General features: G+C 72.9%; 14 protein-coding genes and 1 pseudogene. 9 read left to right on the top strand and 6 right to left on the bottom strand.

Annotated elements, in window-relative coordinates:
* Positions 1-11: 11 nt before the first annotated feature.
* From IPQ09_30525 to IPQ09_30510, 4 genes are all read right to left on the bottom strand, one after another.
* On the bottom strand, positions 12-1,121 hold the full coding sequence (locus tag IPQ09_30525) for an ATP-grasp domain-containing protein (GenBank protein ID MBL0198478.1): 1,110 nt from the start codon (positions 1,119-1,121) through the stop codon (positions 12-14).
* Positions 1,122-1,188: 67 nt separating this feature from the next.
* Positions 1,189-1,452 (bottom strand): HPr-rel-A system PqqD family peptide chaperone, encoded by a 264-nt coding sequence (locus tag IPQ09_30520; GenBank protein MBL0198477.1) that lies wholly within the window; start codon positions 1,450-1,452, stop codon positions 1,189-1,191.
* 96 nt (positions 1,453-1,548) lie between these two features.
* Positions 1,549-2,754 carry a tetratricopeptide repeat protein gene (locus IPQ09_30515; GenBank protein MBL0198476.1) on the bottom strand — a complete coding sequence of 402 codons (1,206 nt, stop codon included), beginning with the start codon at positions 2,752-2,754 and terminating at the stop codon, positions 1,549-1,551.
* Positions 2,755-3,146: 392 nt separating this feature from the next.
* Entirely contained in the window at positions 3,147-3,833 is a 687-nt protein-coding gene (locus IPQ09_30510) for a hypothetical protein (GenBank protein ID MBL0198475.1), read from the bottom strand.
* A gap of 137 nt (positions 3,834-3,970) precedes the next feature.
* On the opposite strand from IPQ09_30510, the gene IPQ09_30505 reads away from it, so the two are divergent.
* The 5 genes from IPQ09_30505 (at position 3,971) to IPQ09_30485 (ending at position 9,268) form a co-directional block, all read left to right on the top strand.
* Positions 3,971-5,080, top strand: a complete 1,110-nt coding sequence (locus IPQ09_30505; protein MBL0198474.1) for a hypothetical protein — start codon at positions 3,971-3,973, stop codon at positions 5,078-5,080.
* Positions 5,081-5,345: 265 nt separating this feature from the next.
* The gene (locus tag IPQ09_30500) at positions 5,346-6,782 is read left to right on the top strand and encodes an RNB domain-containing ribonuclease (protein MBL0198473.1); all 1,437 of its coding nucleotides are present in this window, start codon (positions 5,346-5,348) and stop codon (positions 6,780-6,782) included.
* Positions 6,783-7,196: 414 nt separating this feature from the next.
* Positions 7,197-7,844, top strand: coding sequence for a hypothetical protein (locus IPQ09_30495; protein MBL0198472.1), 648 nt, complete (start codon positions 7,197-7,199; stop codon positions 7,842-7,844).
* Between the two features lie 894 nt (positions 7,845-8,738).
* A complete protein-coding gene (locus IPQ09_30490) occupies positions 8,739-8,924 on the top strand; it encodes a hypothetical protein (GenBank protein MBL0198471.1) in 186 nt (61 codons plus the stop codon).
* A gap of 20 nt (positions 8,925-8,944) precedes the next feature.
* The gene (locus tag IPQ09_30485; protein ID MBL0198470.1) at positions 8,945-9,268 is read left to right on the top strand and encodes a hypothetical protein; all 324 of its coding nucleotides are present in this window, start codon (positions 8,945-8,947) and stop codon (positions 9,266-9,268) included.
* Positions 9,269-9,474: 206 nt separating this feature from the next.
* Here the strand turns inward: IPQ09_30485 and IPQ09_30480 are convergent, their stop codons facing one another.
* The gene (locus IPQ09_30480) at positions 9,475-9,996 is read right to left on the bottom strand and encodes a hypothetical protein (GenBank protein ID MBL0198469.1); all 522 of its coding nucleotides are present in this window, start codon (positions 9,994-9,996) and stop codon (positions 9,475-9,477) included.
* Between the two features lie 1,073 nt (positions 9,997-11,069).
* Entirely contained in the window at positions 11,070-11,354 is a 285-nt protein-coding gene (locus IPQ09_30475; protein MBL0198468.1) for a hypothetical protein, read from the bottom strand.
* A gap of 26 nt (positions 11,355-11,380) precedes the next feature.
* Here IPQ09_30475 and IPQ09_30470 point away from each other — a divergent pair, with 26 nt between their 5' ends.
* The 4 genes and pseudogenes from IPQ09_30470 to IPQ09_30455 all read left to right on the top strand — a co-directional run.
* Positions 11,381-11,695 carry a hypothetical protein gene (locus IPQ09_30470; GenBank protein ID MBL0198467.1) on the top strand — a complete coding sequence of 105 codons (315 nt, stop codon included), beginning with the start codon at positions 11,381-11,383 and terminating at the stop codon, positions 11,693-11,695.
* Positions 11,696-12,132: 437 nt separating this feature from the next.
* Positions 12,133-12,520 (top strand): annotated as a pseudogene (locus IPQ09_30465) (30S ribosomal protein S12).
* Positions 12,521-12,598: 78 nt separating this feature from the next.
* Positions 12,599-13,066 (top strand): 30S ribosomal protein S7, encoded by a 468-nt coding sequence (rpsG, locus tag IPQ09_30460; protein ID MBL0198466.1) that lies wholly within the window; start codon positions 12,599-12,601, stop codon positions 13,064-13,066.
* A gap of 267 nt (positions 13,067-13,333) precedes the next feature.
* Positions 13,334-14,078, top strand: a 745-nt coding sequence (locus IPQ09_30455) for a peptidyl-prolyl cis-trans isomerase (protein MBL0198465.1), incomplete at its 3' end; no start/stop codon positions are given.

The raw sequence follows: 14,078 nt of genomic DNA, 5'->3' as shown, positions 1-14,078 counted from the left end.
GTCAGGCGCTTTCAGGCGGCGGAGCGCGGCGCGTCGTCGGACTCGACGAACGTGGGGGCCAGCGTGGGAGAGGCGCGGAGGACCTCGCCGCTCGTGAGGATTCGCTCGAGGTCGCCGAGCCCGGCGATCTGGTCGATCGAGATGCGCACGAACACGGTGCCGACCGAGTAGTCGCGGAGCGGCGCGGGCTTCGCGCCGCGGGCCATCTCGACCGCCGCGCGGGGCAGGTTCATGCCCGCCGCCGTCGCCAGGTGGACCCACGCGGGGAACCTCGGGTTGATCTCGAGCAGCTGGTACTGGCCGCTCCTCTCGCGGATCACCTCGACTTCGAACGCGCCCCGCCAGCCGGTGGCCTTCACGAAGCGCTCGGCGACCGCGAGCAGCTCGGGGTCGCGGATCGTGACGCCCGCCCAGCCCTTCCCCTTGTCGGTGATGAGCAGCTTCTTCATGGGCACGGCGCCGATGAGCCCGCCCTCGCCGTCGCCCACGCCGACCACGTTGAGCTCCTCGCCGGAGACACCCGACTGGATGATGATCGGCGCGCCCCAGGTCGCGGTGGCCTTGTGGAAGGCGGCGTACGCCTCGTCCAGCGTGTTCACGAGCACGGCGCCGTAGAACACGCCCTTCACCCAGAACGGATAGGCGATCTTCTCGTGCACGGTGGCGAGCTCGGCGGCGGTGTTCACCACCACGGTCTTGGGCACGTTCACCTCCGCGCGCCGCCCTAGCTCCGCGAGGTTCGCCTTCGAGCGGAGGTCGAACTGGGCCCGCGTGGGGAGGAGCGTGACGATGCCCATGGCCCGGAGCCTGTCTTCGATGGCGATGAACGCGGGGAGCTCGGCGTCCAGAGTGGGGACGATCACGTCCAGTCCGACGCGCGATTGGATGTACTCGATGCGGTCGAGGTACGCCTCGAGGCTGGAGGAGGGATAGGGCAGCAGGAACACGTCACGGACGATGTCGCCCGCGTACACGCCCGGGTCGAGGGCGTCGTAGGCGAGGCCCACGAGGCGCTCGCCGCCGCCACCCTCGGCCAGGGAGCGGATGACCCCGACGCCGGGCGCGGGGTTGTCGGTCGCGTTCATGCCGGTCACGCCGATGCTGAGGGGTCGCTTCTTCATGGGGTGTCTCCTGAATGCCTAATTGGAAATTCGCGTAACGCAGGTGATCGGCGAGTCGATGTGCGGCTCAGGCGAGGGTGAAGTCGCCGTTGAGCAGGCCGTGCTGGCGGAGCATCTGCACGAAGTCGAGGATGTCCTCGCGCGTGTCGCCCGCGAGCAGCTCGAACCGCTCGGCGAGCCGCGCCACGATGGCGCTGAGGCCGAGGCCATCGCGGAGCGCGAGCAGCACGGTGAGCCCGGTCGGGTTCAGCGTGAACGTGGCGCCGGAGGTGGGGTCGAAGACGAAGCCGGAGTCGCTGATGGCGAGGTTCTGGAGGGCGGCGACGGACATGGGGGTGCTCCTTCTTGGGTAGGGGTGGCGACTGTTGGGGAGTGGACGGGGAGTGGGTGCGGAGTGCTTGCGGAGTGGCCGCGCGCGAGGGCGCGGTCAGAAGGTGAAGATCGGGCCGAGCGTGACCGCGTGAGAGTTGCTCTCGGTCGCGCTCCCGGTGGTGGCGTCGGTCCAGCGCAGGCGATCGAGGGCGTAGGTGGCCTGCAGCGACACCACCGAGCCGAGCCGCACGCGCGCGCCGGCCCAGGCGCCCCAGCGCACGCGCTCGAGGATGTCGTAGACGGCGAGCTGGCTCAGGTACGTGGGGCGGATCTCTTCGCCGTATTTGCCGCCGGCCCAGAGCGAGAGGGGTCCGGCGTCGAGCGCCGCGGTGAACGAGCCGGTGGTCTTCACCTCGCCGCCGGCGACCTGCACCGCGACGCCCGGGACGAGCCGGAGCGGCCCTACCGGGATGCTCCACGACGGCGCGATGCGCGCGATGGTCTGGTCGTCGTAGAGGCTCAGCGAGGCGTCGAGGAGGAGATCACCCGCCGGGCTCCAGCGGCCCGCGAGGCCCACGTGCTTCGACGTGCCGATGACGCCGCTGCCGTCGAACACCAGCGCGCCCTGGAGGAACAGCGCCGCCGCGGGCCGCTCGTAGCCCACGAGGCCGTACACCTCTTGTTGGGTGAAGGCCGACACGCCCGAGCCCGCGGTAGGCGTGAACGCCATGTGGCGGAACGCGCCTTGGAGCGTGAGGCCGCCCGCGGTCTGGCCGCGGACGCCGGCGAGGACGCCGGTGCCCGAGCTCTTGTAGGGGTGGCCCGGGAAGAAGTACTGGTTCCAGGCGGCGAACAGCGACACGCGGCCGGTCGCGCTCGCGGGCTCTACGCAGGCCGCCGCGATCTCTTCGGCCTGCGCGTCGTCCGCCTCGAGCATCGGCGAGAGCTCGCCCCGCGCGTCGTCGCAGCGGCCCTCGCGTACGAGGGTCCACGCGAGCCCGAGGCGCGCGTCGATCGACTGCGGCGCGAGCGCGAGGGCGGCGCGGTAGGCCCGCTCGGCGTCGGCGTAGCGGCCCGCGCGAAAGGTGACCCACCCGAGGCGAAGGCGCAGCGCGTGGTCCTGCGGGTAGACCTCGAGCACCTGCTCGAGGGGGCGCGCCGCGCCGACCAGATCACCGCGCTGCTCGGCCTCGGCCGACGCGGCGAGGGCGCTCTCGTACGGGTCGGCGCCCTGCGCGGCCGCCGTGCGAGCGAGCGAGACGACCACGCAGAGCGCGGTGAAGGCGAGCGCGAGCGGGCGGTGGTGGAGGTGGTTCTTCATGGCGAGGGGCACTGGGCGGAGCGGGCACACGGGGGCGTCCGGGCCAGGTTGGCCCGTGGAATGGGGAGCCCCGGGCGTCGCCTCACCGACGACCTTGCCCTTCAGCTCTCGACATGTAGGTGCAGTGGCCCCTTGGAAACGATCACGCTCCCGGCAAGTTTTTTTCTTTTTTTCTTGCGGCCGAGCGCTGAATGCAGGGGGCCTAGGGCGCAACCCGGCCACGCCTACGGCGGAGGCGCAGCGCGGCCACCCCCCGCGGCGCGCCGCGAGGGACCTCTCATGGGACGTGGCGCGCTCGTGCCCGGCCGATCACCGAAATGGGAGACGGCCGAGAGCGGGTGCCCTCAGCCGTTGTTCGTCGCCGCGAGAGCGCTCGCGGAGCTCGCCTCGGACTACTTCTTCTTCTTGAAGGACAGCGGCTCGGCCGCGGGCTCGAGGACCTCGATCTTGCCGTAGGTGAGCACGCCGTTCGCGGGATCGCTGACGATGCCCGTGCTCGCCTTCGAGAAGGTGTAGCCGTACTTGCCGGTGACCTTCACCTTCGCGCCCACGGCCGGGAGCGGGTAGGGCACGTCGACGCTCCACACCTCGTCCTTGAAGAGCTCCTTCGGGGGCTCCTTCAGGTTCTTGTACTTTTCCATCGCCTCGAAGACGCTGGCGTAGTTCTTGGCCCAGCCGAGCACGCGGACCTTCACCTTGGTCTCGCCTTTGGCGTCGGCGATCCAGAACGAGGGGATCTCTGCCACGCAGCCCTCCGGATCGGCCTTGCCGGTCTTGTGGATGGCGCACAGCGGCGCTTCGGAGACGTTCTCCTCGACGATGTACCCGACGAGGGTGATCTCCTTCGCGGTGACCTCCTTGTCGTGGATGCGGCTCTGGAGGTGGTGGCGCGCGCCGTGGATGGTGTACGCGTCGCCCGACTTGATGGGGTTCGTGGGGAGCTGGGGCACCGCGGGGATCGAGGCCTTCTTGCCCGACCAGGCCGGAGTCGCCTTGTAGGGCTCGTCGGCGTTCCCGCAGCCGACGGACAGCGCGCTGGCGGAGAAGGACGCGAACAGCAAGGGGGCGAGGGGGTGCATCCACGTACGCATGGCGTGGGGTCTACCACGGTATTTCCCGGCGGGACAAGCGCCGCCCGTCTGCCCGGCGGCGCGCCCGCCAGAAAAGACGGCCCTTCGGGCTTTCCATCCGGGGCGGGAGTCGGTACCTTCCAGCCATGGGTGTGAGGTTTCGTTGGGGCGTCGGGGCCTCGGTCGTGCTGCTCGCGAGCGCGAGCGCGTGCGGGGGGAAGGTCGGCGAGGAGGGGCCCGCGCCCACGCCCACGCCCACGCCCACCACGACGGCGTCCACTCCACCTCCCCCGCCGCCCGTCGTCGACGGCGGGGTCGGGCCGCGCCAGGTCGCGTGCAAGGGGGGCAGCTCGTCGCTCGCGCGGCTCCCTGGCGAGCGCGCGGCCCACGTGGCCGTCGCCCTCGACACGGGCGTGCTCGTGCTCTCGTCGCGCGACGCCTCCGACAAGGTGCACGTCCGCGCGCTCCGCGACCCGGTGAAGGGGCTCGAAGAGCTCTCGGTGCACGCCGGCGCCGCGACGGCGGTCGCCGCGTCGGGGCGCCGCATCGCCTACGCCGACGACAAGGGCGTCGTGGTGGTGAGCGTCGCCGACGGCGCGCGCGTCACGCTCCCGATCGCTGCGCCGGTGCGGTTCCTCGGCTTGCGAGACACCGACGCCTTCGTCGTCACCGACGCAGGCCTCGCCCGCTATCCGCTCGCCGGCGGCGCCGAGCAGGCCATCTGCATCGGCCCCACGTGCAAGGTCCCCGGCATCGCCGGCTTCGACGTGCGCGGCGCGACGCTCGCGGTCGTGGGCACCGACGGCGCGCTCTACGTCGGCACCGACGTCGGGCTCCGCCGCGCGGCAGGCGCGGTGCCCGGCCCCGTCGCGGTGGGCAGCGGCTTCGTCGCCTTCGTCTCCGCGAACCCCGCGTCGCCCAAGCTGCCGTCGCTCGGGATCTTCCGTCCGCTCGACGAGGAGGTGGAGCTCTACCCGCTGCCGGTCACCAAGGGCGCGTGCGCGCCCAACCAGGTCGAGATGCTCGGGCTCGCGTCCGACGGCGCGCGGCTGGCCTTCAACACGAAGGAGAGCTACCCCTGCGCAGAGGCGCCGCAGAACGTCGCGTTCGCGTCGCGAGCCTCCCGACCGGAGGCTGGCATCGTGCTCGTCGGGGCGGCGGGGGCGGCGGCGCTCGCCGTCGACGACCTGTGCGCCTACGCGCTGCTAGGGAGCCCCGACGCCTCGCTCGGCTCCTTCGAGGCCCCCGCGCGGTAGCCGCTCCAGACTCACAAAAGCGAGTAGGTTCATGAAAATAGAAGCAAGCCCTGGCCGCGCCTCCGGGTTCGAGTCGCCGTGCATGACCGTGGTCGAGGGGGGCCCGAGCGGGCTCTCGCTCCGCGCGCCGCTCGAGTCGGCCCGCGACGGCGAGGCGCTGCTGCCGGCGCCCGCGGGCCTCGTCGCGGGCGACGTCGTCGCGATCGATCTCGCCGATCCCGCTCGTCACGAGCGGTTCGCGCGCGCTGGCACGGCCCGGGCCGCCGTGCTCCTCGCGGCGCTCGCCGTGGGCGCGAACCCCTTCTTCCCGGCGCGCGTGCGGCGTGAGGTCGCCGCGATCGATCTCGACCGCTCGCTCGCCGAGCGCGCGCTGGTCGACCTCACGTCGCTCCCCTTCGTCACCATCGACGCGGCCACGTCGCGTGATCTCGACCAGGCGCTCCACGTCGAGGTCGGCGGCGGCCCGGGCGTCGCGTACGTGGTGCGCTACGCGCTCGCCGACGCGGCCCACTTCGTGCCGAAGGACAGCGCGCTCTTCGAGGAGGCGCTGACGCGCGGCGCGAGCGTGTATCTTCCAGGTTTCTCGGTGCCCATGCTCCCGAGGGAGCTCTCCGAGGGGGTGGTGTCGCTGAACCCCGACGGGCCGCGGCGCGCGCTCGTCTTCGAGGTGCGCGTCGATCGCGACGGCAAAATCCTGAGCACCGACGTGCGTCGCGCGAAGGTGCGGAGCCGCGCGAAGCTCGCGTTCCCCGACGTGCAGGCGCTCTACGACACCGGCGGCGGCGCGCTCTCGCGCGTGGAGTTCTCCGCGAGCCTCGAGGCGCTCCGTGGCGTCGGCGAGGTGCTCATACGCGAGGCCGCGTCGCGGGATGTGGCCCGGTACCGCCGCGGCGAGACCGAGCTCCAGCTCACGGGGCCCGACGGCGCCGAGCTCACCCTGGTGGACTCGCCGCGCGCGGGTCGAGATGTACAACGAGCAGCTGTCGCTCCTCGTCAACCGCGAGGGCGCCCGCATGCTCCTCGAGAGCCCGGCGCCGCACGTGCAGCCCATCTACCGTGTGCACCCGTCGCCCCCCGAGGAGCGCCTCGCGAGCCTCCGCGCGCCGCTCGCGACCGTCCCCCGCGTGCACGGCCTCGGGCCGCCCTTCCACTTCGACCCGGCCGAGCGCCCGCTCGCGGCGTTCCTCGCCGGGCTCCCCACAGAGGGGCCCGAGGGCCGCGTCGCCGACGCGGTGCACCGGCAGGCCATCGTGGTGAACGCGCGGTCGTCGTTCTCGTCCGGCGTCGGCGAGCACCACGGCGTGGGCGCGGAGGCGTACGCGCGCTTCTCGGCGCCCATGCGCGAGGTGGTGGGCATCTTCGTGCACCACGAGATGGTCGAGCTGCTCGGGGGCGCGGGCGGCGCCGACGACCCGCTGCGCGAGCGCGTGGTCACCGCCGCGAACCACTCGAAGGACACGCAGCGCAAGGCCAACGATCTCGTGGGCAAGCTCTACTTCGACGCGCTGTTCGGGCGCGATGTGGCGCTCCCGCTCGCGGAGCGTCCGCGCCGTCGCGGGACGATCATGGGCTTCACGAGCTCGAAGGTCCACGTCTCGCTCGACGAGCCGCCGCTCGACGTGAAGCTCTACGTGCGCGACGTGGGCCGCGCGCGAGGCGGCGCGTGGCTCGTCGTCGCCGACGACGGCGCCTCCCTGCGTGACCGGGCCGACGGCGCGCTCGTGGCGCGGCTGGGCGACGAGGCCACGGTGTTCACCGAGGGCCGCGACGCGCGGCAGGACCGGTGGATCCTGCAGCTCGAGGGGAAGGCCTCGCCGGCCTAGCTTGGCTTGGCTAGGCCGCGTGCTGATTCGCCGGCTTAGGCGCGACGCGCCACCTCGCGGGCCATGCGGTCCTCCTGGGGCGCCTGTGGTGGTGACCTCCTTGCTCGCGGCCTGCGCGAGCGGAGCTGGAGGGCGAGCCGTCGTCGCTCGAGGACGCCGGCGCCCTCCGACGCAGGACGCCCCCCCAGGCCTGCGGACAGCGGTCGTGACGCAGAGCGACCCAGACTCGGGCGCTGGCCCTGACGCAGGCCCCGGACGCCGAGCGACGCAGACTCGGGCGCGCTCGTCGACGGGTGCCCTGGGCCGAGATGGCGCGCATCGGCGGCTTCACCGTCGATCGTTACGAGGCGACCGTGGTCACGGTCGAGGGCGGCGTGGAGCGGGCCCGCTCCCCCTACGAGACCTCGGCGAGCGGCGGCGCGAAGTCCGCGCCCGACGTGGTGCCGCGAGGTACATCTCGCAGGTGGAGGGGCGGCGGCCTGCGCCGCGGCGGACTAAGCGCCTCTGCGGCGCAGAGGGAGCTCGCCCGCGTGCCGCGGAGACGACGCGGGCGCGCCTACCTGCACGGTGGCACCACGCGAATGCCTGGAAAGTGCAATGACGGAAAGGGCCCGTTCGTGCCGCGTCTCTTCGAGGCGAACCCGGCGCCTGGACCTACGAGGTACTTCAACGACCCTCGCCTGAACCAGCTGGACGGCGGCCTCGCGCGGACGGGCGCCCACCCCGAGTGCCGCTCGCCACATGGTGTGTACGACTGCGTGGGCAACCTCCACGAGTGGACCTCCGAGCCGGTCGACGCGCGGGGTCACGCGCCTTCGCGGCGGCTTCTGCGACGACGCCGAGATCAACGGGAAGGGGTGCCTGCACGTCAAACGTCGGCGCACGAGCCGACGTACCACGACTACTCCACGGGGTTCCGCTGCTGCCGTGACGCGAGGTGAGGCGCGAGGCCACGGCTCGCGCGGTCGTGTGCGGAAACGTAGCGGCGGGTCGCGCTCGCACGCGCGTACGCTTGATTTCTGTAGCGCCCGCGGGGCCACGAGAGTGGCACACTGCGCTCGCCGCGCCACGGCCGGCGGAAAGGCCAAGTCGGTATGGGCGCTCGTGGGCGGCGAAGCGCGGGGTCACGGTCGTTCATCGCGCTGGTCGTGGCGTGCCGGGCGCCGGCCGAAAACTGCACGACGACGCTGACCTACGGAGGCAAGGTGGTCCGCGCGACGGGGCGAAGCCGACCGCTGGCCGAGAGCATGGCGTGCGGTGCCTACTGCATCGAACACGACCCGGACCCGCGGCTTGTACGAGGCGTGGCGGGCCACTCCCGTCGGCAGGTCGTCCGCGAAGTCCCGCGAAGAGGCCATGCGCACGGAGGTGCCCATGCACCTAGTCCAGCGGCGCTGCGCCCTCCGTTGCACCTCCGAGCTGGTCTCGGGCGCGTCCCCGCGGCGACCACCTGCAAGCGCACGTCGCGGTGAGCGCCGCGCGAGCGCGCGCGTGGAGCTCTCACGGACCGTCCCAGGTGGCCCGGCCCGCGGCCTCGGCGCGACCCGGCTGAGCCACGCGCCGCGAACGCGGTACGCTCGAAGTATGGCGCGGGTCCGGCGAGCCTTCGCGGTCGGGGTCTCGCTGCTCGCGGCGTGCGCGGGCGCGACCCCGTCGCCGAAGGGGGTCGTCGGCGCGCCGGACGCAGGCCCAGACGCCCCAGGCGAGGTCGACGGCTGCCCCGCGGAGATGGCGCGGATCGGGACCTTCTGCGTCGATCGCATGAGGCCGCGAGGTCACGGTGGAGGGCGGCAGGAGCGGCCCGCTCGCCTTACCAAACGGTAGGCGACGCGAGCGTGCGCGCGAGGTCCGCGCCCAACGTCGTCCCGCAGGCCTACATCTCGCAGGTCCAAGCCGCCGCCGCGTGCGCCGCGGCGGACAAGCGCCTGTGCGCCGCCAAGGAGCTCGCGCGCGCGTGCCGCGGGGACGACGCCGGCGCGCGGTACCCGTACGGCGGCGTGACGCACAAGGCCCGCAAGTAACGAGGGGCAAAGGGCCGTCCGTGCAGCGCTTCTATGGCAACGATCCGATGCGCTGGACCTACGAGAACTTCAACGATCCTCACTTGAACCAGGTCGACGGCGGCCTCGCGCGGACCGGCGCCCACCCCGAGTGCCGCTCTCCGTATGGGGTCTACGACTGCGTGGGGAATCTGCACGAGTGGACCTCCGAGCCCGCCGACGCCAAGGGCCACGCGCGGTTTCGCGGCGGCTTCTACGGTGACGCAGAGCAGAACGGCCCGGGGTGCCTGTACGTCACGTCGGCGCACGAGCCGACGTACCACGACTACTCCACGGGCTTCCGCTGCTGCCGCGACGCGCGGTGATCGGGGCCGGCCAGAGGCGTCCTCATCGGAAGCAGAGGCCTCCTCATGGGAAGCCGACCCCATCGAGGTGCCCCGACTGCCCCGGCTGCCTCGGGCTAAAGCCCGAGGCAGGGGAAGAGACCAAGGTTGTTGGGCGACAAGCCCGCAAGGCGGGCTCCATTTGCTTCGGTTGTCGCGCCTCCTCTTCACCGCCGGAGAACCCAACCTCAGTCTTCGAGGGGCTCCGCCGCGCTGCCGAGACACGCCTCGACGTCTTCGGCGCTGACCACGTCGCCTTCGGCGAGCCGCACGAGGCGCCGCGCCAACACGAACAGCTCCGGCTCCTCCCCAGGGAACGCGTAGTCGAGCAAGCGCCCGAACGCCTTGTCCGACAGGCCCACGGGGCGCCCCCGCACCCGCAGCCCCTCGCGGGCGAGCGCGTCGGTGACCATCGCGCGGAGGTCCTCGGCGCGGTCCTGCAGGCGCGGGAAGACGATGGGCTCGATCCCCGCGTCGCCGAGGCGCGCGAGGAGCTGGGGGTCGAGCTCGCCCTCGTCGGCGAGCAGCTCCGGCGGCCGGGTGCAGGTGAGCGCCAGCGGGATCTCCAGCGGCCTGGCCGCTCCCAGGGGCACTCGTCGAGCAGCGCGCGCGACGAGGCGCTGCACCTCGACGGGCAGGGCCGCGCCGTCGACGAGCACGACACGCCGCCGTCGGCGAGCGCGAGCGGCGAGGCGTGGGGGCGGTTCCACGCCTCGGGATCAGCTCCGCGGTCGCCGCGCCGTCGACCACGAGGGGCGCTACGCGCGTCGCGGGCTCGAGAGGTGAGCCTTCGCGATGTACGGCATCGCGTCGACGCCCGAGGGCGCCACTACCACCACGGGCGCGCGCGGTGAACGCGCCGCTCGAGGGTCTCATAATGGGCCATCCTGATAGATGTAGAATACACGCCTACGTGGGCGGGCCGGCGAGCCTTGCCGGTGGCCGCCACGTTGCGCCCCTCGTCGAGCGCCACGCGGTGACCGGCCGCTCGACCCGGTCGGCGGCGCGCTCGGCGCGGTCGGCTGCGGCCCGCTCACGCCCGAGGCTTCCTGGAGCGCCCTCGCCCTGGCACGCGGCCGAGAGCGTGTCGGCGAGGCGCTTCCAGCGCGAGCACCTCCTCGAGCGAGAGCGGCTCGTGGCGCGCCCCCGCACGAGCAAGAGCCCTCAGGTTCTCGCCGCCGCGACGACCACGGCGGCCAGCGCGCGCTCCGGTCGGAGAGCCACGCGAGGAGCGGGCGGAGGTCCGGGCGACGCACCTCGAGCGCCCGCAGCACCTCGGTCCGCAGCGTGCCGTGCGGCCCGTCCGCGCACACGGAGAGGAGCGTCTTTGGCAGCTCCGCTTCGCGGGTGTGGGGGTAGCCGGCCGCGTCGATCGTGAGCACCTTGGGGGGCGAGAGCATCCACAGCTCGGGCGAGCCGCCGCGGGGCCCGGTCGCCTCGCGCAGGTGCTCGAGCGCCACCCCCACGGCCTCGCTCGACTCCGACTCGAACAGCGCCTCGTGCGCGCGCCGTCGCCGCCAGGAGGCGCCCCCGGTCGGGCACGAAGGTGGTCTCGAGCTCGGCGACGAAGAGCGAGAGCGCGAGCACGAGCACGCCCGTCGCGAAGGTGATCCCCGGCGCGCCGGCCGGCTCTCCGAAGCTCAGGAGCGCGCCCACCGCGCACACGGGCCCGAGGAAGACGAGCAGGGTCAGGGCGCGCCGCGCGAGCCGCGCGAGCTCCACCGCGTCGCCGTGGCCGAGCACCCACGCGAGCGCGAGCCCCCGGTCGCCGTCACGAGGTCCATCAGCGCCGGGAGCGGCGCCCGCGCGGTGGCCGCGGCGATCGCGCCGCCGAGCGGGAAAGACGAAGGGCGAGCAGCAGCGCGACGCGCGTGCGCTCGCGGGCGCCGAGCTCGAGCCGCGCGGCCGACGCGCGAGCGGCGGCGGCCACGAGCAGGACTGTGGGCGGCAGCGCGGCGCCGAGCGCAGGCCACGAGGGCACCTTGTCGGCCAGGCGGTGCTGCGCGAACGCGAGCAGGCCGAGGCGAAGCAGCGCGAAGGCGGCCAGCGCCGCGGCGAGCACGGGCAAGGCCCAGGGCACGCTCCCGGCGGGAGATGACGCTCGCCGGCCCGCTCGTGCGCGCGAGCGCCCGCGTGGCCGCGAGCACGGCGACGGCGGCGCCCACGGCGGCGAGCGTGGACGGCAAGGCGAGCCGCGTCGGCACGAGCGCCGAGGCGAGGGTGAGCGCGAGGGCGAAGGTCGCGAGCTGGCGCGGCCTGTCGCCCGAGGGATCGCCGGCCATCGGCCGCGGTCGCGTGCCGCGCACCACGAGCACCATCGACACGAGCGCCGCGACCCAGGTCGCGGGCTGCCGCAGCGCGGGTCGCGCGGAGCGCGGCCACCGCGGCGTAGCGCGACCACGACGATGAACACGATCGGCTGGCGCGAGGGGCCGGTGCCGCGGCCCGCGCTCGGCTCGCGCGGTGACGAGGCTGAGGAGCCCGAGGAGCCCGAGGAGCCCGAGGAGCCCGAAGAGCGGGGCCGGGCGAAACGGGGAGCTAGCGGGACGCGCGGGCCATGGACCAGCCCGAGCGCTAGCGCGAAGCGCGGAGAAAGGCGAAAGAACCGCCGCCGTGGACACGGGCGCGCGTAGCGCTACGGTAGGGCCCCGACGAGGCCCCGAGGCTCCGCCGAGCTTGGGGAGTGGCGCCGCGCCGCCGCCGACAGACAAACTTCCTAATGTAGAGTGCCGCCCTCCCAAGGGTAAGAAGCGCCAGTCACGCCGCACCGCGCGTTCGCCCGATTCAACCCCTTCACCCGGAAACTCCGCACCGCTTCCCAGGACGAGACCCGACCCAAGCCGACGATCAATCAGCTCATCAACCACGGCCGCGAGGCCGCCCGTTAGAAGACGGCTTCCTGCCCTCAAGAGCTGCCCGCAGAAGCGTGGCGTCTGCGTCCGCGTGTACACCACCACCCCGAAGAAGCCTAACTCCGCGCTCCGCAAGGTCTGCCGCGTTCGCCTCACCAACGGGATGGAAGTGACGAGCTACATCCCGGGCGAGGGGCACAACCTCCAGGAGCACTCGGTCGTCCTCATCCGCGGCGGCCGCGTGAAGGACCTCCCGGGCGTGCGCTACCACGTCGTGCGCGGCACCCTCGACGCCTCCGGCGCGATCGGCCCCTCGTCCACGAACAAGGCCAACCGCAACCGCAAGCGCTCCAAGTACGGCGTCAAGCGCCCCAAGACCTGAGCGTCTCGCTCGCGCCGCCGCGCCTTTGGCGCAAAAAGTAAAGAACTTCGCTGAGTTAGCTAGTTTTAGGAGTACCCGATGCCTCGTCGCCGTGAAGTCCCCAAGCGCCGGATCACCCCGGATCCCAAGTTCAAGGACAAGCTCGTCTCGAAGTTCACGAACACCCTCATGTACGGCGGCAAGAAGGCCACCGCCGAGGGCATTCTGTACGGCGCGTTCGACGTCATCGGCGAGCGCTTCAAGGAGGAGCCGATCGAGGTCTTCCGCAAGGCGCTCGACAACGTCAAGCCCAAGCTCGAGGTGAAGAGCCGGCGCGTCGGCGGCGCGACCTACCAGGTCCCCGTCGAGGTGCGGCCCGAGCGCCGCGTGGCGCTCGCCATGCGCTGGCTCGAACTACTCCCGACCGCGGCGAAAGACCATGCAGCGAGCGCCTCGCGGCCGAGTTCCTCGACGCGGCGAACGGCCCGCGGCAACGCGGTGAAGAAGCGCGACGACACGCACAAGATGGCCGAGGCCAACAAGGCCTTCGCGCACTACCGCTGGTAGCCCCGGTCGTCATCGCCGCTGCGCAGTTCGCGCGGCGTCGGCGGAAGGCTCGCACCTCGGGACCGGGGTCCACCGGGGCCGCGCCCGGCGCGGGCCTTCTTGCGTCTGGGGCGCGTGGTCGTGTATGGGGACCTCGTGCTCCGCCCCAGTTGCGGCTCGCTCGCCCCGCTTCGCCCCCTCGCGCTCCTCCTCGCCTCGCTCCCGCTTGTGACAAGCCCGCCGAGAAGAGGGCGCGCCGGGCCTCCGCGACGCCCGCCGCGGCCACCCGTGGCTGCGCCTCCGGTCGAGCCCACGAAGGCCGCCGAAGTGAAGGCGCCGGCGGAGCCGCCCACGTCGGTCACCGCGCAGCACGTGCTGGTCGCCTACAAGGGCGCCGAGCGGAGCCCGAAGGGCGTCACGCGCTCGAAGGCGGACGCCAAGAAGCGGGCAAGCGAGGTCGCCGAGAAGGCCAAGGGCGGCGCCGACTTCACCGCGCTGGTCGCGGAGTACTCCGACGATCCAGCCGCCAAGGAGCGGCTCGGCAGCGTGGGGAAGTTCACGCGCGACAAGATGGCGAAGCCCTTCTCCGACGCGGCCTTCACGCTCTCGGTGAACGAGGTGAGCGCCCCGGTGGAGACCCCGTTCGGCTTCCACGTGATCAGCGCAACCAGTGAGGGCGCGGGTCACTCCGGCGGTGGCGCGGGCGGGCGGGGCGCCGGGCACGGCCGGCACGAAGACCTCGAACGTCGTGCCCTCGCCAGCCGCGGTGGTCCACGAGGCGGCCACCCTGGCCACGATGAGCGCCTGGCGGTGACCAGGCCGGGGCCGAGGCCCATCGGCTTGGTCGTGAGGAGCGGCTCGAACATCGACGCCTGGAACCCCGCCGGATGCCGTCGCCCTCGTCGCGATCGTCACGCCTGGCTCGTGACCCCGCGGCGTGAGGGTGATCCGCACCGCGCCGCCCGCTGGCATCGCCTCGATCGCGTTGCGCACGAGGTTGCAGAGCGCCTCGAACACCTGCAGCTCGTCGATG

Source organism: Myxococcales bacterium, assembly GCA_016720545.1.
Taxonomy (GTDB): domain Bacteria; phylum Myxococcota_A; class Polyangia; order Polyangiales; family Polyangiaceae; genus JAAFHV01.
Note: the sequence above shows the minus strand (reverse complement) of the source record. Positions and strands in the feature narration are given on the sequence as shown.

Coding starts and splice junctions, on each gene's coding strand:
- IPQ09_30520 (MBL0198477.1), bottom strand. CDS start 1,452: ATGTCCGTCGCCGCCCTCCAGAACCTCGCCATCAGCGACTCCGGCTTC.
- IPQ09_30510 (MBL0198475.1), bottom strand. CDS start 3,833: ATGCACCCCCTCGCCCCCTTGCTGTTCGCGTCCTTCTCCGCCAGCGCG.
- IPQ09_30525 (MBL0198478.1), bottom strand. CDS start 1,121: ATGAAGAAGCGACCCCTCAGCATCGGCGTGACCGGCATGAACGCGACC.
- IPQ09_30470 (MBL0198467.1), top strand. CDS start 11,381: ATGACGCTCGCCGGCCCGCTCGTGCGCGCGAGCGCCCGCGTGGCCGCG.
- IPQ09_30515 (MBL0198476.1), bottom strand. CDS start 2,754: ATGAAGAACCACCTCCACCACCGCCCGCTCGCGCTCGCCTTCACCGCG.
- rpsG (MBL0198466.1), top strand. CDS start 12,599: ATGCCTCGTCGCCGTGAAGTCCCCAAGCGCCGGATCACCCCGGATCCC.
- IPQ09_30505 (MBL0198474.1), top strand. CDS start 3,971: ATGGGTGTGAGGTTTCGTTGGGGCGTCGGGGCCTCGGTCGTGCTGCTC.